The sequence below is a fragment of the Pseudomonas sp. GP01-A4 genome (assembly GCF_058780865.1).
Genome location: NZ_JBYSWF010000011.1, coordinates 1 through 22,096 on the forward strand (window position 1 = coordinate 1; position 22,096 = coordinate 22,096).

The window sequence follows — 22,096 nt, forward strand, 5'->3', positions numbered from 1 at the left end:
ACCCCGCCCAATTCCGTACCATCCCCAGCCTTATCCCCCGCAACTCCCCGGTACTTCAATGAACCTCACCCGTCTGCGCGCCGACGCCCTGGCCGGACTCACCACGTCTTTTGCCTTGCTGCCCGAATGCATCGCCTTTGCCCTGGTGGCTCATCTCAACCCGCTAATGGGCCTCTACGGCGCATTCATCATCTGCACCCTCACCGCGCTGTTCGGCGGCCGGCCTGGCATGGTCTCCGGGGCCGCCGGCTCGATGGCGGTGGTGATCGTCGCGCTGGTGGTGCAGCACGGCGTGCAGTATCTGTTGGCCACGGTATTACTGGGCGGGTTGATCATGGTCGCCTTCGGCCTGTTGCGCCTGGGCAAGCTGGTGCGCATGGTGCCGCACCCGGTGATGCTCGGGTTCGTCAACGGCCTGGCGATCATCATTGCCCTGGCGCAGCTGGAGCATTTCAAGAGCGGTGACACCTGGCTCAGCGGCACGCCGCTGTACGTAATGACCGGGCTGGTCGCGGCCACCATGGCCATCGTCTACCTGCTGCCGCGCCTGACCCGCGCCGTACCACCAGCCCTGGTGGCGATCCTCGGCGTAGGCCTGGCGGTGTACATGCTCGGCCTGCCGACCCGCACCCTGGGCGACATGGCCCACATCGCCGGCGGCCTGCCGACCTTCGCGCTGCCACAGATTCCCTGGACCCTCGAAACCCTGCACATCATCGCGCCCTACGCGATCCTGATGGCCATGGTCGGCCTGCTGGAAACCCTGCTGACCCTCAACCTCACCGACGAAATCACCGAAACCCGCGGCTACCCGGACCGCGAAAGCGTGGCCTTGGGTGCCGCCAACATGGTCTCGGGCCTGTTCGGCGGCATGGGCGGCTGCGCGATGATCGGGCAAACCGTGATCAACCTCAGCTCCGGTGGGCGCGGGCGCTTCTCCGGGGTATTTGCCGGGGTGATGATCCTGCTGTTCATTCTGTTTCTGTCACCGCTGATCGAGCGCATTCCGCTGGCGGCGCTGGTGGGGGTGATGTTTGTGGTGTCCCAGCAGACGTTTGCCTGGGCTTCGTTGCGGGTGATCAACAAGGTGCCGCTCAACGACGTGCTGGTGATCATGGCGGTGACGGTGATTACCGTGTTCACCGACCTGGCGACGGCGGTGCTGTGCGGGATTGTGATTGCGGCGCTGAACTTCGCCTGGCAGCAAGCGCGCGAGCTGTACGCGGATGAGCACATGGAAGCGGACGGCAGCAAACTCTATCGGATGCACGGCACGCTGTTTTTTGCCTCGACCACGCCGTTTTTGAATCGCTTCGATCCGGCCAACGACCCGGCCCAGGTGACGCTGGATTGCCGTCACTTGAGCTTCGTCGACTATTCAGCGATTGCTGCGTTGATGACCCTGCGCGAGCGCTACACCAAGGCCGGCAAGCATTTGCGGGTGCTGCACCTGTCCGAGCGCTGCCGCAAACTGCTCAAGCGCGCCCGGGTGCAGCACGACTGACCGTTGTTGAAGTGCGATGATCGTTCCCACGCTCTGCGTGGGAACGCCGCTTTGGACGCTCCGCGTCCGCTCTTAAAATCGTGACGCGGAGCGTCACAAGATGCATTCCCACGCAGAGCGTGGGAACGATCATGGTCCGACCAGGTTTTCCAATTCCTGGGCGCGGGTCTGGGTCATGTCCAACACGCAGCCGGAGCCGTTGACCTGATCAATGGTGCCGCCGGTGGCCGAGCCGATGAAGCCGCAATTGGCATCGCGAAACTTGAGCCACTGGCGCTGGACGTCCTGCAATTGCTGCTTGCGGTTGCCTTCCATCGCGGTCATCGCGGTTTTGTAGGCGGTATTCAGGCGCGCGTCCTGCACCTTGGTTTCCTTGGCGTTGCAATCGACCATGTCGGCGGTGGTGTTGGCGCCGTCCATGCATTTTTTCAGTGCCGGGTTCTCATCGGCCGAGGCCGTGCCGCACAAGGCCAGCAACAGTGCGCCGGCGGCGAAAGGAACAAGCAGGGCGTTACGATTCATTCTGGGTTTTCCTGGTCATGAGTCGGTGTGCAGTCTAAGACTCGGCCTGCGCAGTTGAGTTTCCAGCCCCGGCGATCTTCATGTAAGAACGCCCCCCGAATTTTCATCCACTGACCCTGGGCATATCCCTGCGCGACAGGGCTTGTCTGTGGGCGAAAATTACTTTCATAAAAATTGAAAATACACCTAGGTAATGATTTATGACTTTCACAACCTATTCGACGTGACCCTTTCCGAGGAGTACCGCATGGCCGCATCACCGGGGTATTGGCTGTTGATCTACGCCGCCATCGCCATCATTGCATTGATCGTATTGATCGCGCGTTACCGGCTCAACCCGTTTATCGTTATCACCCTGGTGTCTATCGGCCTGGCGCTGTTGGCCGGGATGCCGGCGGACACGATCATGGGCTCCTACGAGGCGGGCGTCGGCAAGACGCTGGGGCATATTGCGCTGGTGGTCGCGCTGGGCACCATGCTCGGCAAGATGATGGCCGAGTCCGGTGGCGCCGAGCAGGTGGCGCGCACGCTGATCAACCGGTTCGGCGAGCGTAACGCGCACTGGGCAATGGTGTGTATCGCGTTCCTGGTGGGGCTGCCGCTGTTTTTCGAGGTCGGTTTTGTGTTGCTGGTGCCGATCGCGTTTACCGTGGCGCGGCGGGTGGGCGTGTCGATCCTGATGGTCGGCCTGCCGATGGTGGCCGGCTTGTCGGTGGTGCATGCGCTGGTGCCGCCGCATCCGGCGGCGATGATGGCGGTGCTGGCCTATAACGCCTCGGTCGGGCAGACGGTGCTGTATGCAATTTTGATCGGCATACCCACCGCGATCATTGCCGGCCCGCTGTACGCCAAATTTATCGTGCCGCACATTCACCTGCCGGCGGAAAACCCGCTGGAACGCCAGTTCATCGACCGCGAGCCGCGCACCCGCCTGCCGAGTTTCGCCCTGACCATGGGCACCATCCTGTTACCGGTGGTGCTGATGATGATCGGCGGCTGGGCCAACCTGATTTCCACACCGGGCACCGCCTTTAACCAGTTCCTGTTGTTTATCGGTAACTCGGTGATTGCGCTGCTGGTGGCGACCCTGGTGAGCTTCTGGACCCTCGGCCTGGCCCAGGGTTTCAACCGCGAATCGATCCTCAAGTTCACCAACGAATGCCTGGCACCAACGGCCAGCATCACCTTGCTGGTGGGCGCGGGCGGTGGTTTGAACCGGATTCTGGTGGACGCCGGGGTCACCAATGAAATCCTCGGCCTGGCCCACGCCTTCAACCTGTCGCCTTTGGTGATGGGCTGGCTGTTCGCCGCGCTGATGCGCATCGCCACCGGCTCGGCCACCGTGGCCATGACCACGGCCTCAGGCGTGGTCGCACCGGTTGCGATGGGCCTGGGTTATCCACACCCGGAATTGCTGGTGCTGGCCACCGGCGCGGGTTCGGTAATCTTTTCCCACGTGAACGACGGCGGCTTCTGGCTGATCAAGGAATACTTCAATATGACGGTGATCCAGACCTTCAAGACCTGGACCGTGCTGGAGACCCTGATTTCGGTGGTCGCCTTCGGTCTGACTTATGGTTTGTCCTGCATCTTGTAACCCGGAGCCGAACCGATGGACATCCTCTACCAGATCCGCGCCCGCCAGGATTCCTTCAGCGCCGGCGAAGGGCGTATCGCCAGGCTGATGCTCGATGATGTCGGCTTTGCAGCGTCCGCCAGCCTGGAAGAATTGTCCCAACGGGCCGAGGTCAGCACCGCCACCTTGTCGCGTTTTGCCCGCAGCGTCGGCTGCCGCGACCTGCGTGACCTGCGCCTGCAACTGGCCCAGGCCAGCGGTGTCGGCAGCCGTTTCCTCGACCCGGCGGGCCTGCCGGAGCAGTCGGCGTTCCACCGGCAGATTCTCAGCGATATCGAGGCGACGTTGCGCCGGCACCTGTCCGGTTTCAACCAGCGCAGCTTTGTCGACGCCGTGAGCCTGCTGGGCAATGCGCGGATGATCCACGCGTTCGGCATGGGCGGGCCGTCGAGCCTGTGCAGCGACGAGTTGCAAGTGCGCCTGGTGCGCCTGGGCTACGCGATCAACGCCTGCCACGACCCGGTGATGATGCGCGTGACCGCCGCCACCCTGGGCCCGGAGCATGCGCTGATCGTCTGCTCGCTGACCGGCATCACCCCGGAGGTATTGGGCGTGGTGGCGCTGGCACGCAACTACGGCGCAAAAATCATCGCCATCACCCTGCCGGATTCACCGCTGGCGCAGTTGGCCGACGTGCTGCTGCCGCTGCAACCGGCCGAAACCAGTTTTATCTACAAGCCAACGGCGGCGCGCTACGGAATGCTGTTGGCCATCGATGTGCTCGCCACCGAGCTGGCCTTGGCCATGCCGGACGACAACCAGGAACGCCTGCGACGGATCAAGCTGGCCCTGGACGATTATCGCGGCGGCCCTGACAGCCTGCCGCTTGGAGATTGAGATGAAGTACCACACGCTGATCCGCCAGGCGCTGATCATTGATGGCAGCAACACCCCCGGCTATGTCGCCGATGTGGCAGTGCACGAGGGCCGTATCGAGAAGATCGGCGACCTGTCCCGGGACAGCGCCGAGCATGAAATCGACGCTGCCGGGCGCGTATTGGCGCCGGGGTTTATCGACGTGCACACCCACGACGACACGGTGGTGATCCGTCACCCGCAGATGCTGCCCAAGCTGAGCCAGGGCGTGACCACGGTGATTGTCGGCAACTGCGGCATCAGCGCCTCGCCCGTGAGCTTGCAGGCTGATCCGCCGGACCCGATGAACCTGCTGGGCACCGCTGAGGCCTTTGCCTACCCACGGTTCAGCGATTACCGCGCGGCGGTGGAAAACGCCCACCCGGCCGTCAATGTGGCGGCGCTGATCGGCCACACCGCGCTGCGCAGCAACCATATGGACGACCTGCACCGTACCGCCACGCCGGGTGAAATCACCGCGATGCGCGTGCAGTTGCAGGAGAGTCTGGCGGACGGTGCCCTGGGTTTATCCACCGGGCTTGCATACGCCAGCGCCTTCAACGCCGAGACCGATGAAGTGCTGCAGTTGAGTGAAGAACTGACGGCTTATGGCGCGGTGTACACCACCCATTTGCGCAGCGAATTCGAACCGGTGCTGGAGGCGATGGACGAGGCTTTTCTGATCGGCCGGCATGCCAAGGCGCCGGTGATCATTTCCCACCTCAAGTGCGCGGGGGCCGGTAACTGGGGGCGTAGTCCGCAGTTGTTGGCCTCGCTGGAACACGCGGCGAAGACCCACCCGGTGGGCTGCGATTGCTACCCGTATGCGGCCAGCTCTTCGACCCTGGACCTCAAGCAAGTCACCGATGCGTTTCGCATCACCATCACCTGGTCTGGGCCGCATCCGGAAATGGGCGGGCGGGATCTGCAGGATATCGCCGCCGAGTGGGCGGTGCCGCTGATGGACGCCGCCCGCCGCCTGCAACCCGCCGGGGCGGTGTATTACGGCATGGACGAGACCGACGTGCAGCGCATCCTGGCACATCCGCTGTCGATGATTGGCTCGGATGGTTTGCCGGAAGATCCGTTTCCTCATCCACGTCTGTGGGGCGCGTTTCCCCGGGTATTGGGGCATTTCAGCCGGGACCTTGGCTTGTTCCCGCTGCACACCGCCGTGCACAAGATGACTGGCTTGTCGGCAGCGCGCTTTGGCTTGGCCGAGCGCGGTGAAATCCGTGAAGGACACTGGGCCGACCTGGTGCTGTTTGATCCGTTGCGGGTGCGGGATGTGGCGGACTTCAAAGAGCCGCAGCGCGCGGCGGAAGGGATTGACGGTGTGTGGGTCAATGGCGTGCTTAGCTACAGAGACGGTCAAGCCAACGGGCAGCGTCCCGGACGATTCCTGGCGCGCAGCGGGGATTTGCGTAAGGGGTTTGCGGCCGTATAGTGGCCGCTCTCAAATACGGAGCAATCGCCATGCACTTAGGAAAAGTCACCCCCATCTTGCGCAGTTTCGACGAGGCCAAAACGTTGGAGTTCTACGTCGATTTCCTGGGGTTCAAGGTCGATTGGCAGCACCGGTTTGAAGACAACTTTCCGCTGTACCTGCAGGTGTCGCTGGGGGACTGCGTGCTGCACTTGTCCGAGCACCATGGCGACTGCACGCCGGGTGCGGCGGTGCGGATTCAGGCCCAAGGGCTGGAAGCGTACCAGCAACAGTTGCTGGCCAAGCATTACCGCAACGCCAAGCCCGGTATTGAAGACACGCCGTGGGGCAGCCGCGAGATGAGCATCAGGGACCCGTCGGGGAACCGGTTGGTGTTTGTTGAAGAAGTCAGCAGCTGAGGCTGCGCGCATAAATCGCAGGCAATAAAAAACCGCCTTAGTAGGGCGGTTTTTTATTGCAATCCCAGTTCGCGGCTGGGGTTGCGCCTCACCGGAAGCATTGACCTGCTGACCGGATACTACTGTCGGTTCAGGCATCACGCAAGGCCTGGTGACACTCGGTGTTTTCAGTTCTTTGAGATCTACGCTATTTAAGGACGACTGCAAAAACTGGCAATAAATTCTTGGAGCGTTACCGGTGGATTAGTTCTCCCAGGTCACACCTTTGAGCGGGATGTTCGTTAGTATCGCCCCCGTTCTGTGTATGTCGTTTGTAGGTGGGCTGGGTACGCGCGCGAATTTATGGACCGAACGCCACGGGCTAGTAATCCGTGCCGGATTCATGCGGGAGGAACCAAAGCCCGGCCGCCTCACTGGAAGCATTGACCTGCGTCCGAAGGCTCACGTGTTCCGGTAAGTGCGCTGGAGGTAGGCCCAACTGATGGAGGGCCGAGTATGTCCAAGTTTGCACGACGTACGTGGGACCTCGTAGTGAACTCCCTGCGTGTTTATCACGTGTGGAAATTCCTGCGGGACAGCTTTGATGACCGTTAAGGTCTGAGAAGTGGGCCGCCCCGGTTTCGACCGGGGCGGCTTTTTTGTGCCTGGGATCTACACCCGGAAATGGCTGACCATCTGCTGCAACTGCCCGCCCAAACGCGCCAGTTCCACACTTGACTTGGCCGTCTCGTCACTGGCCGCTGCCGTCTGCTCCGACACGTCCCGCACATTCACGATACTGCGGCTGATCTCTTCCGCCACGGCACTCTGCTGCTCGGCGGCTGCGGCGATCTGCTGGTTCATCGACTGGATATTCGACACCGTACGGGTGATGTTTTCCAGTGACACACCGGCCTTGCGCGTCAGTTCGACGCTGCTGTCGGTGAGGCTGCGGCTGTTGTTCATCACGGCGGCCACTTGCTGGGTGCCGTTCTGCAAACCGGCCACCAGGCCTTCGATTTCTTCGGTGGATTTCTGGGTGCGCTGGGCCAGGCCGCGCACCTCATCGGCGACCACCGCAAAACCGCGACCGGCTTCACCGGCACGGGCGGCTTCGATGGCGGCGTTGAGCGCCAGCAGGTTGGTCTGCTCGGCCACGGCCTTGATCACGTCCATCACGCTGCCGATCTTGTTGCTCTCTTGTTGCAGGTGCGTCATGGCGTCGGTGGAGCGTGCCACTTCAGCTGCCAGGCGTTCGATCTGGGCGATGGCTTCGGCCACCACCTTGTCACCGGCACGGGCTTCACCGTCGGCGGCCGAGGCAGCCTGGGACGCTTGTTCGGCGTTGCGTGCGACTTCCTGCACGGTGGCAGTCATTTCGTGCATGGCGGTGGCCACTTGATCGGTCTCGATCTTCTGGCTGTTGACCCCGGCACTGGTCTGTTCGGTCACGGCCGACAGCTCTTCGGCGGCGCTGGCGATCTGGGTCACGCCGTCACGGATGCCGCTGATCAGTTCACGCAGGGTGGTGCCCATGCGCTGAATGCCTTGCTGCAACACGCCGAGTTCGTCGCGGCGGGTCACCTGGATGTTGTGGCTCAGGTCGCCGGAAGCGATGCGCTCCACTACGGCAAGGGTCTCGCGCAGTGGGCGGGTGATCTGGCGGGTGATGATCACCGCAGCCACGATGCCCACCAGCAAGGCCAGCAATGTGCTGATCAGTTGCAGGCTGCGGGCCTGGGCGCTTTCGGCGTCGCGGCGTTGCAGCTGGATGTCGTACAGCTTGTCGCTGATGGTGACAATGTCGGTGCCCTGGGTGGTCATTTCTGCCCGGGCCGAGACGATGTTGGCGTTGGCCGCCTTGTAGTTCTGCACCGCGCTGCGATAGGCGCCGAGGGCGGTTTCCAGGGCGGTCAGTGCAGGCTGTTGGCTGGCGCCAAACGCTGCGTGCAGGCCTTTCAGACCGTCGATGGCTTTCTCGATCTGCGCGGCAGCGCGGGCTTCAGTCTCGGCGTTGACGTTGCCGGTGTAGCCGCGCACTTCGTAGCGGGCCAACTGGAACTGTTCCTTGGCGCTGGTCACGGCCTCGAACTGGGCAAAGCGCTCGGTGCTCTCGGGCATCTGGCGCACGCTGGCGTCCAGGGCACTGATCTGCGCATTGGCGATGTCAGCCTTGTCGCCCATGACCTGGCGCGCGGCGTTACCGTTGCGGTAGGCCTCGCGCATTTTGTTCAAGGACTGCTGGTAAGCGGTGATGATCGCTTTTTGCTCATTGAGCAGCTTGAGGTTGTCCGGGCTCTTGAAGCTGTCCAGCAGCTTCTGTTGCTGGGCGACAAAACCGTCGAGGTTGGTCTGCACGTTTTGCGCCACGGCTTCGTCGCCGTTGGCCAACATGTATTGCAGGCGCACGATGCGCAACTTGGTCAGCGAAGCGTTGAGCTGGGTGATGTCGCTCATCCAGTTGCTGCGGTCGATCAGGCCGCCCAGGCTGGTCCAGCCGGTGAGCGCGAGGATCGAGGTGAGGACCAGTACCAGGCCGAAGCCCAGGCCCAGTTTCATATTGACGCTGATGTTGCCGAACCAACTATTCATCGCATTCCTCCAGGAACAGATTTGCGGGTACATCCGGTTGCTGGAAGTAGCGACCAGCCGATGGGTAGTCAGGAGGTATCGGCAGCCCTGGCGAGAGCTGAAACGGTTTTTTCGTGAGGGCAGGATTTATGGAACGTGAGCGACGAGCGGTCGCACCGCCCTCATGCAGAGGGCGGTGCGAGGGTCAGTGGACTTGGCGCATTCTTTTGCTGGTGGTGATGATGTCGATCAACGCTTCCCTGCTGATGAAACGGCGGTCATCCAGGTTCCAGCGATTGACGAAGTGCCCCCTGGCATCCTGCTGCAACGCGGTGTGGACCAGTACGCCGTCGCGGTTTTTATGGACCATCTCCAAACCGTCGTCCAGGGTGCGCTGAAGCAGGTAGTCGCCTTTGCGCCGCAGGCGTTGTTCGAGGCTGAGGGGTGGTGCGGGCGTGGCAGGTAGCGGCAATGGCGCACCGGCGACTTCGACGTTTTTCTTGAAGTCGTAGCGCACCAGTGGCCATTGCTGCTCGCGCGGCAGCGCCTGGACGCTGGCGGGCTCACGCACAAAGCCGCTGGCCGAGCCGGGAGGCACATCGTCCAGCAGCAGACTGATGCCGTTGTTGAGCTCGGCAATGCCCGGCACGCCGCGATGGGTATTGGCGTGCGTTTCGCCTACCAGTGCGACCCACTTGTGTGGCCGCTGTTGAAGCTGATCGGCGCGGATCACCTGGGTCGCAAAGTAGTTGAACATTGATGTCCTGGAGGCGGGCATGCCGTCCACCCGCAAGCTGGCGACACAGTCGAGTGCGCGGATCCGCACGTTATGCTTCATCGCCACCTGCACCAGGCTGACAAAACCGTAGGGGCTGTCGGCCGGTACGCCGTGGCCTTTGTCCAATGCGTTGAGGTAGCTCCACAGTTCATCTGGCATAAAGCCCAGGCTGTGGACGATATCCAGGTCGGCCTGATGCAGCTCGGTGGTGAGTTGCTCCATGTACAGGGTTTTTACTTCTCGCGGGCCCTTCAGGTATTCCATGTGCCGGCTGAGGAAGCCTTTGCTCGACGTACCGGCGTGGGCTTCGCCGACTACCAGGCCATCGGCGGTGCCCAGCAGTTGGTCGATAAACTTCGCCTCATCCAGGGCCGGGTCGACCACAGGCAGTGCTCCCCGAGCAGGCGGTGTGTGTTCGGTAAAAAACGCCTGGGCCTGATCCTGAAGTTTTTTGCGGGTCTGGTCGAAGGTGGTTTGCGCTGCGCGACGGCTGCTGGCGGTCTCCCTGTAGGCGGTGGCGAAGAGCGCTTCACGCGTGCCTATCGGCAAGGTGATTTCCTCGCTGATCAGGCCCAGGTGTTCATGGGGGAGGTCAAAGGTAGTGAAGTGGCGCGGCGCCTCAACAGGCAGAGGGCGCGTTGGCCGTAGCGCATGTGAGCGCTCCACCGAGGGGCCCGGGTGCGGCGCCGGTTGGCGTGCCGTGTGCAACGACAGCTTCAGGTCGCCCTTGGCCAGGGCATCGCCGGGAATGCCGCCGGCCACATCCGCGATGACTCGGGTGGGTTGGTCGAAGGCGTCGTCGACCCGCAGGGCAATGCTCTTTTGCAGGTCGGCCAGGCCCGGCGTGCCGCGATAGGTGCTCATGCGTTTTTGATCAACCAACGCTATCCAGCGTTCGCCCGGTTTTTTCGCCTGGTCGTCGTTGATGAGGGTGTGGGAGTAAAAGTTGGTCAGCCGGTTGGAGCGAATCGGGGCCGGACGTGAATCAAACAGGCACAGGGTGTTTTCCAGGTCGTAGGAGCTTGAGGCGTTCAACGGCCGAACCTCAATCCCGTGCTGTTGCGCGGTGTTTACCAGCATCCAGTGGCCGTGCAACCCGTCGGGGTCGCGGTAATTTTCCTTGTCGATGGATTTGAGCTGGCCCTCGGCCCGTTTGGAGAGACCACTGGAAAACCGTGAATGGGTTTTCAGGTGATGAATGTCGCGCCACAGCGGCTCGATATAGAGAACCGTGACTTTCAGTTCGCGCAGGTATTGCATGTTTTCGATCAGCACCTGTTTAGCTGCGGTGGAAAACGGTGCCTCGCCCACTACCAGGTGGTGCGCGTCATCGATCAGCAGCTTGAGCAAGTCACGCAGGGCAATGTCTGGCGCCGGGTTCAGGGTTTCGGCCCGGGGAACCACGGCGGGCAACCGTGCAAAAAACGCGTCGGCGTCATCCGTCAGGGCCCTGACATTGTCCAGGTGCTGTTTGAGTGCCGGGGCGAGTTGCCGACGCGAGATCCAGATGCTGTGGGTATTGAGGTCTCGATCCAGGTAGGCGATTTGCAGGAACAGCGCCGACCGGTCCTCGGGGGCGATGACAGCCGATACGTCGCGACGAAACTTTTCCGACAACTCATAGGGCTGGCCGAGTCTTTCAGGGCCAGGCATGCCACCGATGACACCGGAGCGCTGCCACTGGCCGTCCACCGTCTGGTTCACCAGCTTGCCGGTGGAGCGCAATTGCCCGCTGGTGTTGTCGTAGCGAAACAACAGGAATCGCCCCAGGCTGTCCGGGGTGTGCGAGGCCCACAGGCTGTCGCCGGCAAACAGCACGGGCTGCATGCCCTGGGGCAATGGGGGTTGCGGTTGCAGTTGCTTGATCAAGCTCATGGCCTGTTGGTCCTTGGTCACCCGGGCAATATGGCGCAACGGCGGACGGGCGAGCTTGACGGGGGCGAACAGCAGGGGCCGCAGGTCGGTCAACAACGTCCCGCCGGCATTGAGCAGCGCACCCAGATAGTGTCCCAGCGCGGCGGCGGTGTCGTTGCGGCTGTAGGCATGCAGGGCGAGCATCGAATCCTTGAACACCAGCAAGCCGCCCAAGGCCAGGCTCAGTGCCGGGAAGGGCGCGGTCAGCACGGCAATGGTGATTTCGCCGATGACGCTGACCAGTTCCATGATCATCTGCAAGCGCCCGGTGGTGGTGCTTTTGACTTCGTCGATACGGTGACGCAGCTTTTTGTCGTAGGTGTGGTAATGCAGGTTCTTCAGCGGCAGTGCGGTGCGAGGCACTTCGTCGAACACCGGCTTGGAATACAGCCCCTTGAGCTGTGCCGGCAGGCCGGCCACCAACGCATGCAACCTCGGCTCGAACGCCGCGCGCTCAACGCCGCGCGCTCAACGCTGGCGACCCGGCTGATGTAGTAGGTGTCCATGCCTTCAAGGTTTTTCAGGCGTTCGTTGAATTCCCGTTGCGGCCTGAAGGCGATGCCATCCGGTACGTGCGGGGTGTAGAGCAGGGGCAGGTCGTTGGCGTGGTGGAACAGGTAGCAGCCATCGATCACTTGCCCGCTGATGTGCAGGGGATAGAGCCGATACCGATTGCGCATGGCATCGCTGTTATCGGCCAGGCTGTCGATGCTTTTTTCCAGCCAGGCCAGGTCGCTTGTTGCCAGGCAGCCTTGCAGGCAGCACTCAAGCGCAGCGACGTGCATGTGCAGTTGGGCAACCTCCAGGGCCATATTGCGGCGCCATGCATAGTGGGGGCCTTGCGGGTCCAGCAGGGTTTTCTCGACCTCGGCGACATAGCGATCACCGATCCAGGTGCCTCTGACCGAGTTGCTCACCGTTTGCGCGGTGAGTCGACTCAGGTCGACGCCGGGCGGTCCCTTGAACTGCGCGGTGGTACTGGCGTCGGGGTTGATAAAGCCCAGGCTGGCGTCGTAGCCGTTGCGGTACAGCGTGGTGTAGCTGACGCGTTCGCGCGGGGTGATCACGCCCACGAGGTTTGGGTCTACCGCCGGGATCGGGTTGCCGAGCAGTTGGTTGAGGGCGGCTTTTGCCGCCTTGTGCAAGTAACTGTCGAAGTCGGGAAACTGTTGTGGGCTACCCGGGCTTGCGGCGTAGGCCTGTGCCGCGCCCAGTGCCTGTTCCTTGAGATCGGCGAGTTTCTGTCGGTCGGCTGCCGATGCCTGGCTCAGCCACTTGGGCATCTGATACAGGTATTCATCGGCCTGCATGGCCAGCGTCGTGGTGCTCATTTCCACCAGGCAGGCCTCGTAGGTGGAGGGCGCGCCGAAACTGATCATCAAATACTCAAGGCTGGCCGGGGTAAAACCCAGGGCGGAAAGCATCGCGCTGTATTTGGGCCGGATCCGGCTGACCAACTGTTCAAGCAGGTAGTCTTTCATGCTGCGAGAACCTGGAGCGGACGCTATCTCCTGGCTCCAGCCGAGGATATGCGCCTGCAATTCCCGCTCGCTGCCAAAGGCCTGGAACTGTTCGGCGCGTGGCGCGTGAGGCGTGCACAGCAGCAAGCGTTTGACCGCGCCCGTTGCATCGGTCTGGCGCAGCACCCACAGGTCCTTGAGCGGAGCCTTGTGCAGGAACAGGCAGCAGGCAGTGAGTGTGGGCGAGGGGCCTTCACTCAGGGTTTGCAGCAGTGCGTAGTCGTCCGCGCTGATATGGTTTTGCAACGATGCACTGTAGGCCAGCGCGTGCAGGCGGCTGTCGAGCATCTGCTGCATGGCTTCCTGTACGGCGGGCAAACTGTGGGCGCGCTTTTGTTCTTCGGCGAAGGTCAGGCTTGGTTGAACCTTGGCCAGCAGCTCGGCGAGGTAAGCCGGGGTGACGTCCTGGAACTCGGGCGGCAATGGCTGCTGGGCGTAGGTCAGTTGGGTGTGCTCGAGAAACTCGGAACCGGCGTGTTCATCGCCACGGTGCAAGCCACGTACCGCCAGTTGCACCAGGTTGTTGTGCTGGTTGTACGAGTTGCCCGACTTAAGGGTGCGCTCGGTGCTGATCTGCAGTTGCTCGGGGATCAGGCCCTGGATATCCAGGTCGTCGTCCAGGTGCTCAAGCAATTGCAGGCGCGCCATGGCCTCCGGCGAGGCGGCCGGGCCGAGCAGCGCCAGCACTTGCAGGCTGAGGTGTTCATAGGTGCGCAGGTGCTCGGCGAGGGTTTTGCGCTGGGCCTCATTGGCGCTGCGGTACCAGTCGGGGGCGGATTCGTGGAGCAGTTTTTCCAGTAACTGTTGCGCGCGCAGTTCCAGGCGCGAGGACAAGTCCCAAGGCGAGCAGCGCAGCGCCTGGTCCAGTTCGAGGGTCATTCTGGCGACGTCTGTCGGCGCGGGGTGGCCGTCCAGGCCAAGGGCAAACGCGATGTCCTGATGTTGTTTGTCCTGCAGGGCATTGTAGGTGTGTTCGTTCAGCGGGAGGCTGTCGATAGGCTCTGGCACCAGCGGCCAGATACTTGCCGCGCGCAAGTGCTGGTAACGGCGCGGCAAGTGTTGCAGCAGCTCCTGGCGCCAGGCCGCCTGCTTCATGCGCTCTTGCAACGTGCGATCCAGGTGTTTGAGTGAGGTGAAAGCCTCCAGGCCTCTGGAAGGGGTGAACAGCAACACATCGCCGTCCTCGATCTCCAGGTGGGTTACCGGTGTTTGGCTGCGGGTGAGTATGAACACCCCGGCGAACTCGATGGCCTGCTGGCGGTAGCGAAACGTCAGGCGATGGATACCCGGGCGCAGCTCGGGGCCGCTGACGATATTCGTCACCAGCAGCTGGTCGGCAGGGCTGAGCAGGCGATCCTTGACCTTCAGCCTGGCCTCGGCCTCCAGCATCGGCTGATGGCTGTCGAGTATCCAGTTCTTGCGTAAATGGCCGTTGGGACGCCTTTCGATTTCCAGGGCGGCCAGCTTCTTGTGCAATGCCTGGCTGATGCGCGTGCGGTTCAACCGGCCGGGCTCGCCCTGGATCACCCAGTCGCCGGGGACGGTGTAATGCACTTGTGCGTTCTGCAGGCTCCAGCGGCTTTCTTCTGCCAGGGCGGTGTGCAATGCCTGCACCTCCAGCAACTCGGTAGAAGACTGCGCTGCCGGTGCGTGGCCGTTGGGGAAAATCTGTAGACGATGACCGATTTGCAGCAGGTAGCCGTTCAGTTGTTCCGGGGTAAGTGGTGATGTGTTCGGGGGCTGGGCGGGCATGGCCGGTCCTCAGGGAGTCAATGGTCCCTGAGGGTGCGCAGTCTCGGCGTGTGGATGGCGGTAGTTAGTTACTCAAGGCCTCGACCACGGTCAGTATCAGGCGTGACGGGCAATCGGTACTCAGGTGTAGCGTGTTGCGCGCCACCCTGGGATGTTCTGCCTGGCCGGGTGCTTCGCCGCTGTTGGGGTTGACGTCAAAGCGCGGGAAGTTGCTGCTGGCGATGTCGAGGCGCAACCGGTGGCCGCGCTGGAACAGATTGCAGGTGGCGAAGGGTTCGATCACCACCTTGACCCGCTCACCCGGGGTCAGCAGGGTGGGGTGCTCCCAGGTGTTTCGGTAGCGGGCCCGCAGGATGCCGTCGGTGATGTTCATGGCGTAGCCGTCCGGGTAGACGTCGACCAGTTTGGCGGTGAAGTCGGTGTCGGGCGCATCGCTGTCGATCCACAGTTCCACGCGCAGCGGGCCTGCGACGATCAGGTCGTGGCTGAGTGGCTCGGTCTGGAAGCTTAAGACATCGCTGCGCTCGGCCAGGGGGCGCTGGTCGCCACGGGTACCGAAGAAGTCCGCCCGCTCGCGTTGGTCGAAAGCGCCGCCGACAAAAATCGGCGCGCCGGAGGTCAGGGCGCCACCGATGGTCGGCACCGGATCGGCCGGGTCGGCGCAGTAGCTGAGCTGGCCCTCGGTGGTCGGCGGTTCAGGTTGCAGTTGGCGTTGTGCGGTGAGGTGCAGGGTGAGTTGCCGGCTATCCGGTAGCGGCCATTGATGACTGTCGATCCAGTGCCCGCCATGTTGCAAGCGCCCCTGTTGATCGCGCTCACCGGTGCCACCGCCCATCAAGAACACCTTCACCGCCGCGGGGGCGGGCAGCGGCGAACCCTTGAGGGTGCGTTCAAACCAGTCCAGGCGGCAGCTCAGCCAGTCTTTCGCCACCTGCCCGTCGAAAGCCGCTGGCGCACCAAATTGCGCATCGCCACTGTGAGTGATATTGCGATCACCATGCAGCCAGGGGCCCATGATCAACTGATGCTGCGCCGTACTGCCGGCGCAAAACGCCGCGTAGTTGGCGAGGGTCGAACTGACATAGGCGTCGTACCAACTGGACATGAACAGCACCGGGATATCCGGCAGATCGTGGTAATGCCCCTCGGCGTAGATGCCCGGCGCTTGCCAGTACGGGCCGAAGTCGCCCTGGGCCCACTGCTCCAGCAGATAGGCTTCGTACTCCGGCACATGCCGCAGGGGCGATTGCCCGGCGTGCCACGGCATGCGCTTGAACCACTGGTGGATGTCTTCCTGTTCGAGGGCTTCGAGGATCTTCGGATCCGCCAGTGCCGCCGGGCTTTCCTTGGCCTGGCGAAACGCCCAGGTGGCCTGCTTGAGCTCCAGCGCGCCGCCCTGGCGAATCCCGCATTGGTAGGCGTTGGCGAAGCCGCCGCTGTCCAGCACCATGCTGGCGAGGCCCGGCGGATGCAGGCAGGCCATCGCCAGTTGCGTGTGGGCGGCGTAGGACAGGCCCATGCTGCCAATCTTGCCGTTGCACCACGGCTGCTCGACGATCCATGCCAGGGTGTCGCAACCGTCTTCGCCCTCTGCGGTGTATTTGGTGAACACGCCTTCGGAGGCATAGCGCCCGCGGCAATCCTGGAAGATCGCGACAAAGCCCTGGGCCGTGAACCGCGCGGCCATTTGCTCGCGGGAAATATGCTGGCCGTCGAGCTGGATTTCCGAGCGCGATGGTTTGCTCTTGTCGTACGGGGTGCGTTCGATCACCACCGGAAAAGGGCCTGGACCGTGGGGCAAGTAGATATCGGTGGCCAGGTGGATGCCGTCGCGCATGGCGATCATCTGGTTGTGCAACGTCTGCATGGGAAAAACACTCATGGGTTCAGTACCCGGTGCCTACGGCAATGGCCAACAACACCATCGCCAGCACCGCATAGATCAGAAACAGCGGCAGGATGTAGCGTGCCCACTGGCCCCAGCCGACGTTGGCGGTGGCCAGCAATACCAACAGGCCGCTGGAGGTCGGGGTGATCATGTTGGTCAGGCCGTTGCCCATCAAAAACGCGAACACCGTGGTTTGCGGGCTGACGCCGGAGAGCTGTCCCAGCGGCCCGAAGATCGGCATGGTCACCGCCGCCTGCCCCGAGGTGGACGGGATCAGTACATCCAGCCCCAGTTGTGCGAAGAACATGCCGTAGGCAGAGACCACCGGGCCATGATCACCCACCAGATTGGCGAGGCTGTTGACGATGGTGTCGAGCACCTGGCCGGTGCTGAGGATGATTTCCACGGCGGTCGCCAGGCCGATCAACACACCGGCGATCAGCACCTTTTTCATGCCGTCGACAAAGGCGCTGGCGGCGGTGCTGGCACCCAGGCCGGCGATTACGCTGAACGCCACGGTCAGCAGCAGGTAGAACGCCGACAGCTCGTGGTATTTCCACTCCCAGCGGTTCGAGGCGTACACCAGGAAACCAATGCCGGCCCCCAGCACGATCAGGTTCAGCAGGTGGCGCAGGGGCAGCGGTTTGCGTTCGAAGGTGATCTGCGCGCTGGCATCAAACCCGTGCTTGCGGATACTCCACAGTACGAACGCGATGCCCACCAGCAGGAACGTGCAGTAGGCCAGGACGCGCATGCTCAGGCCGCTGAAAATCGGCAGCCCCACCATCGGCTGCGCCACGGACAGCGCCACCGGGTTGGAGATGGAGGCCAGGTAGCCGATCTTCACCGAGATGGCCACGATGGCCAGGCCGATCAGGTTCGACAGCCCCAAGCGGTTGGCCATGGCCACCATCAACGGCACGATCAGGATGAATTCCTTGGCCAGGCCCATGAAGGTGCTGCCGGCGGAAAACACCAGCATCAGGCTGGGCACCAGCACGTAGATATTGCCCCGGGTCAACCCCAGCAGGCGTTCGAGACCGGCATCAATCACACCGGCCTTGTTCAACACGCCGAACATCCCACCGATGAACAGCACCATGAAAATCAGCGCGGCGCGTTTTTCGATGCCTTGGGGAATGGCCATGAAGCCCTCGACCAACGATACCGGCCGAGCGACCGTATCGCTGGCCTTGCGCGGTTCGAGGGAGAACAGTTGGCCCAGGGAGTCGTGCTTTTCCAGCACCTGATAGGAGCCCGGAACCACCAGGCCGTTCTGGCGCTGGAACTTGCCCGAGTTCACCGCGTAGGTGAAGGCGACAGCCAGCAGCACGATGCTCAGCAGAATGAGGGCCGGGTTGATCTGCTTGCGCTGCGCGGGTTTTTCCACCGGCGTATCAGTGGGCGAGTGGGTACGGACGATCTGCGGTTCGGTCATGCTGGTTGCCCCGGTGTGCGCTGTTATTGTTGTGTCGGGTGACACTTGTGGAGCGGACACTAGGGCAAAGTTTTAGCGGCGACAACGTTATGCGCGGGCTGGGTTGGGCTATGCGTTTTGTGCGGCCAGGCGGTGCTTGAGGTGCTCGGCAAACGCCGTCACCACCTTGGACCTGGGTTCATCCGCGCGAAACGCCAGGCCGAATGCATAGGGCAATGCCGGTCGAAACGGGCGGACCACAATCGGCAAATGCATGAAGTGGCTGGCCAGCAAACCATTGACGATCGACACCCCCAGCCCTTCGGCGACAAAGCTGCACGCGGCGCCCACCGAGTGCACTTCCACCCGCACCTGTGGCGTCAGGTTGGCTGCGCGAAACACCTGGTTCAACTCCGCCCGCAGGGCCCGTTGCCGGCCCAGCATTACCAGCGGCACGTCCCGCAAGTGTTGCACTTCGATGCAGGCGTGGCGGGTCAGCGGATGGTCAGCGGGCATCACGCACACGCCTTCGGTTTCCAGCACCGGTTCAATCTCGAAGTCGGGAATCTCGGTAGGCAAGCGCACAAAACCGAGGTCGGCGGAACGGTCGAGCACGGCCCGTTCGATCATGTCGTAGGAACCGGTCAGCAGCTCGACGACGATGTCTTCCCGGCCCTTGAGAAACTCGGCGACGATCCGCGGCAGCAGCTCCTGGGTCATGCTGGTGGGCACCCCGACCTTGATCAGGCTCTTGCGCGAACGGCCCACGCGCATCTCATCTGCCAGGCGCTGGATACGCTGCATGCCGTCGACCAGGCCGGCCACTTCGGCGAGCAGTTCTTCAGCCTCCGGGGTCGCCATCAAGCGGCCCTTTTTGCGCAGGAACAACGCGAAACCCAATGCCTCTTCCAGCTGGCTCAACAACCGGCTGACCGCGGATTGCGACAGGCCCATGCGGGTCGCCGCACCGATGGTCGAACCGGTGGACATGATCGCCTTGAAGGCTTCGAGCTGCTTGAGATTCACCGTGATTTTCCTGTGGTTTGAGGGCTTTGCGCATAGCCTGATGCGCTTCTCGCATAACGTTGCCGGGCGTTCGAGGAGCCGTTAGTGTCCGCCGCAATGCGACGCGCCGTCCAGCGTGTCGCAGGCAGCAACTGCCCATAAAAAACCACAATACGGCATTCGGGAGACGGTTATGCGTGAGCTTTTCACGAGGGGAGGAGTGGTGTGCACGGGCTTGCTGGCGAGCCTGTCACCGGCACTGATGGCCCAGGGTTTCTGGGAGGATTCCCACGGCAAATTGACCTTGCGCAATTACTATTTCAACGACGGTTACCGCGACGGTGGCGAGGACCGCAAGGAGTGGGCCCAGGGCTTTTTGCTCAACCTGCAATCGGGTTATACCGAAGGCACGGTGGGTTTCGGCCTCGATGCGCTGGGGTTGTCGGGGATCCGGCTCGACTCCAGCCGCGCCCATGCTGGCACCGGGCTATTGCCGGTGCACGACGATGGCCGCGCGGCCAGCGAATTCTCAAGCCTGGGCGTGACCGCGAAGATGCGCATCGGTGAAGCCGTGGTGAAAACCGGCACGCTGCTGCCGAAGATTCCAGTGCTGGTGTACAACGATGGCCGGCTGTTGCCACAAACATTCCAGGGCACTCAAGTCGAGTACAGCGGCGTCCGTAACCTGTACGTGCACGCCGGGCATCTGGACAAGTTCAAGCTGCGAAACTCGACCGACAGCGTGGACATTTATCCCCAGGGCTACAGCGGCAAAAAGGGCAGCGACTTTGATTTTGCCGGCGCCACCTATGCCTTCACGCCCAAGCTGAGCGGTACCTGGTACTACGGCGAAATGCGTGAATTCTATCGCCAGCAGTTCTTTGGCCTGGTGCATAAACAGCCAGTGGGTGCCGGCAGCCTCACCAGCGACTTGCGTTACTTCATCAGCAACGAAGCGGGCGAGGCACGCAATGGCAAGGTCGACAGCGACATGTTCAGCGGGTTGTTCACCTACCGGCTAGGGCCGCAGGCGCTGGGCGTGGGTTATCAGAAAGTCACCGGTGATACCGCGTTGCCCTACGCCAGCGTGTCGACGGTGTATTCCTTCAGCAACGCAGGTGTCGGCAAATTCATCCAGGCCGGTGAGCAAACCTGGATGCTGCGCTATGACTACGACTTTGCCGCCGTGCTGCCGGGCCTGAGTTTCATGACCCGCTACTACAAGGGCCAGAACGGTGACTTCAAAGGGCGCGAAGCCCGCGAGTGGGAGTCGGACACCAACCTGCGCTACGTGATCCAGGACAGCACCTTCAAAGGCGTAGGCATCGAGTTGCGCAAGGCCACGTATCGCTCGACCTATGCGAGCGATCGTGACAACTACCGGGTCTACCTCACGTACGACCTGGCGCTGTGGTGACAGGCCCTACTGCTCGACGAAATAGTACGGCTGACGGTTGATCGCCATCTCCTTGACCACCGTCACCGGGACGTTCAGCCGGTCAGTATTGTCCACCAGCGCCACGTTACCGGGCTTGGCCGCGAGGTAGCTTTTGAGTTCCTCCGGCGTCTGCAGAATCGTCAAATAGGCCTGCATGTAGAACACCCCGGCGCCGGCGATTCGCTCGTTGGCCTGATACAGCACCACTTCCTTGCCTTGCGCCTGCATCGCCTGGATCTGGCTGATTACCGGCACAAACGACTGGCGCACATCGGCCTTGGGCGCGAACCAGAAAGCTGCAATCAGGTAGCAGGCCACTACCACGGTGAAGAAGCCACCTACCAGACCCCGTCGGTTTTCATAAACGTGTTCGGCAACGTGTGAAACCTGCCCACGACTTTTCAGCCAGCCCAGCAGCACGCCGCCATACTCGGCGGCCAGCACTGCCGCGGCGGGCGTCAAGGCCATCAGATAAACCGTGCGCTTGCTGGAGGCGAACGTCAGCAGGGTGAACTGCGCCACCAGCCATACGCTGAAAAACAGCCGGTAGCGGTTGCGCACCAGGCTTTTACGGAAGTGCCACAGCCCCAGGTACACCAGAATATTCCAGGGCAAAAAGGCTTCGGGCAGTTTGACGATGTAGTAATAGAACGGCTCGTAGTGACCGGCTTCGACAAACGAACCGCTGAAGCGCCCGACGCTATTGGTCAGCAGCACTTCACGTACTGCTTGCAGCCCGTCGCGCTGGTAGAGGAAACCCAGCCAGATCATCAGCGGCACCAGCGCCAGCAGCGTGAACAGCCCGGGCTTGATCCAGTCGCCCAGCTTGAATTGTTTATCCATCAGGCTGGTACTGGCCAGATAGACGAAGATCACCACACCCGGCATGGCCAGGCCCAGAACCCCTTTGCTCAAGGTGGCGATGACCATCCCAAAGGTGAACAGCAACCAGGTGCTCAGGTTGGAACGGTCGCGCTCCGACTCAGGGCGGTTGGCTTGATAAAACGCCAGCAGGGCCATGGTGACCCCGAGGGTGAGCAGCGAGTCCTCACCCACACCGCGCACGTTGCTCCAGTAACTGGCCATGGTCGCCAGCATCAGGCCCGCGACAAACGCCAGCGTCTTGGGCCGGCCAAACTTGCGCAGCATTCCGTACAGCAGCATCACACTGAACAGCCCGGCAAACGCCGACGCCAGGCGCACTGCCCAAGTGGTACCGCCAAACAACCGGATCGCCCCGGCGTCGAGCCACAGGCTCAGCGGCGGTTTCTCCAGGAAGGGTTCACGGAACAGTCGCGGCACCACCCAGTCGTTATCCAGGTGCATGGCCATGGCGATCCCGGCCACACGGGCCTCGGTCGAGCCTTGCAACTCGTGATTGCCAAGGGCAAAGAAGAACAACAGCGCGGCGAGCAGGAGCAGCAGAGGAGCGGAACGCGTCATGGATTCTGGCTACCGGGGCAGGGGGCCAT

At 62.4% G+C, this 22,096-nt stretch carries 14 protein-coding genes and 1 pseudogene; 6 read left to right on the plus strand and 9 right to left on the minus strand.

Features of this window, described 5'->3' with window-relative positions; genetic code table 11:
• Positions 1-58 precede the first annotated feature (58 nt).
• The gene (locus AC3WKX_RS09370; RefSeq protein ID WP_102604477.1) at positions 59-1,504 is read left to right on the plus strand and encodes a SulP family inorganic anion transporter; all 1,446 of its coding nucleotides are present in this window, start codon (positions 59-61) and stop codon (positions 1,502-1,504) included.
• Between the two features lie 129 nt (positions 1,505-1,633).
• On the opposite strand, the gene AC3WKX_RS09375 is transcribed toward AC3WKX_RS09370, so the two are convergent.
• Positions 1,634-2,026 (minus strand): lysozyme inhibitor LprI family protein, encoded by a 393-nt coding sequence (locus AC3WKX_RS09375; protein ID WP_102604478.1) that lies wholly within the window; start codon positions 2,024-2,026, stop codon positions 1,634-1,636.
• 193 nt (positions 2,027-2,219) lie between these two features.
• On the opposite strand from AC3WKX_RS09375, the gene AC3WKX_RS09380 reads away from it, so the two are divergent.
• From AC3WKX_RS09380 to AC3WKX_RS09395, 4 genes are read left to right on the plus strand one after another with little or no spacing between them, the layout of a single operon-like run.
• Entirely contained in the window at positions 2,220-3,623 is a 1,404-nt protein-coding gene (locus AC3WKX_RS09380; protein WP_017478510.1) for a GntT/GntP/DsdX family permease, read from the plus strand.
• Positions 3,624-3,638: 15 nt separating this feature from the next.
• Positions 3,639-4,499, plus strand: coding sequence for a MurR/RpiR family transcriptional regulator (locus AC3WKX_RS09385; protein ID WP_102604479.1), 861 nt, complete (start codon positions 3,639-3,641; stop codon positions 4,497-4,499).
• A 1-nt stretch (position 4,500) separates the two neighbouring features.
• Entirely contained in the window at positions 4,501-5,964 is a 1,464-nt protein-coding gene (locus tag AC3WKX_RS09390; RefSeq protein WP_102604480.1) for an N-acyl-D-amino-acid deacylase family protein, read from the plus strand.
• A 29-nt stretch (positions 5,965-5,993) separates the two neighbouring features.
• Positions 5,994-6,362, plus strand: coding sequence for a glyoxalase superfamily protein (locus AC3WKX_RS09395; RefSeq protein WP_102604481.1), 369 nt, complete (start codon positions 5,994-5,996; stop codon positions 6,360-6,362).
• Positions 6,363-7,013: 651 nt separating this feature from the next.
• Here AC3WKX_RS09395 and AC3WKX_RS09400 read toward each other — a convergent pair.
• From AC3WKX_RS09400 to AC3WKX_RS09430, 7 genes and pseudogenes are all read right to left on the minus strand, one after another.
• Complete coding sequence (locus tag AC3WKX_RS09400; RefSeq protein WP_371132985.1) at positions 7,014-7,877, minus strand: methyl-accepting chemotaxis protein; 864 nt, start codon at positions 7,875-7,877, stop codon at positions 7,014-7,016.
• Positions 7,869-8,966: pseudogene (locus tag AC3WKX_RS09405) on the minus strand (methyl-accepting chemotaxis protein); the annotation flags it as partial. The gene AC3WKX_RS09400 and the pseudogene AC3WKX_RS09405, both read right to left, overlap by 9 nt.
• A 151-nt stretch (positions 8,967-9,117) precedes the next feature.
• Positions 9,118-12,036 carry a membrane-targeted effector domain-containing toxin gene (locus AC3WKX_RS09410; protein WP_256579722.1) on the minus strand — a complete coding sequence of 973 codons (2,919 nt, stop codon included), beginning with the start codon at positions 12,034-12,036 and terminating at the stop codon, positions 9,118-9,120.
• Positions 11,943-14,876 (minus strand): dermonecrotic toxin domain-containing protein, encoded by a 2,934-nt coding sequence (locus AC3WKX_RS09415; protein ID WP_256579723.1) that lies wholly within the window; start codon positions 14,874-14,876, stop codon positions 11,943-11,945. The genes AC3WKX_RS09410 and AC3WKX_RS09415 overlap by 94 nt, the downstream gene beginning before the upstream one ends.
• Before the next feature lie 64 nt (positions 14,877-14,940).
• The gene (locus AC3WKX_RS09420) at positions 14,941-16,743 is read right to left on the minus strand and encodes a CocE/NonD family hydrolase (RefSeq protein WP_102604482.1); all 1,803 of its coding nucleotides are present in this window, start codon (positions 16,741-16,743) and stop codon (positions 14,941-14,943) included.
• A 19-nt stretch (positions 16,744-16,762) separates the two neighbouring features.
• Positions 16,763-18,202, minus strand: coding sequence for a YfcC family protein (locus tag AC3WKX_RS09425; RefSeq protein ID WP_102604483.1), 1,440 nt, complete (start codon positions 18,200-18,202; stop codon positions 16,763-16,765).
• A 108-nt stretch (positions 18,203-18,310) separates the two neighbouring features.
• Positions 18,311-19,207 (minus strand): LysR family transcriptional regulator, encoded by an 897-nt coding sequence (locus AC3WKX_RS09430; protein WP_003212270.1) that lies wholly within the window; start codon positions 19,205-19,207, stop codon positions 18,311-18,313.
• A 172-nt stretch (positions 19,208-19,379) separates the two neighbouring features.
• On the opposite strand from AC3WKX_RS09430, the gene AC3WKX_RS09435 reads away from it, so the two are divergent.
• Positions 19,380-20,603, plus strand: a complete 1,224-nt coding sequence (locus AC3WKX_RS09435) for an OprD family porin (protein WP_173883001.1) — start codon at positions 19,380-19,382, stop codon at positions 20,601-20,603.
• A 6-nt stretch (positions 20,604-20,609) separates the two neighbouring features.
• On the opposite strand, the gene AC3WKX_RS09440 is transcribed toward AC3WKX_RS09435, so the two are convergent.
• Entirely contained in the window at positions 20,610-22,067 is a 1,458-nt protein-coding gene (locus AC3WKX_RS09440; RefSeq protein WP_102604484.1) for an ArnT family glycosyltransferase, read from the minus strand.
• Positions 22,068-22,096: the final 29 nt, after the last annotated feature.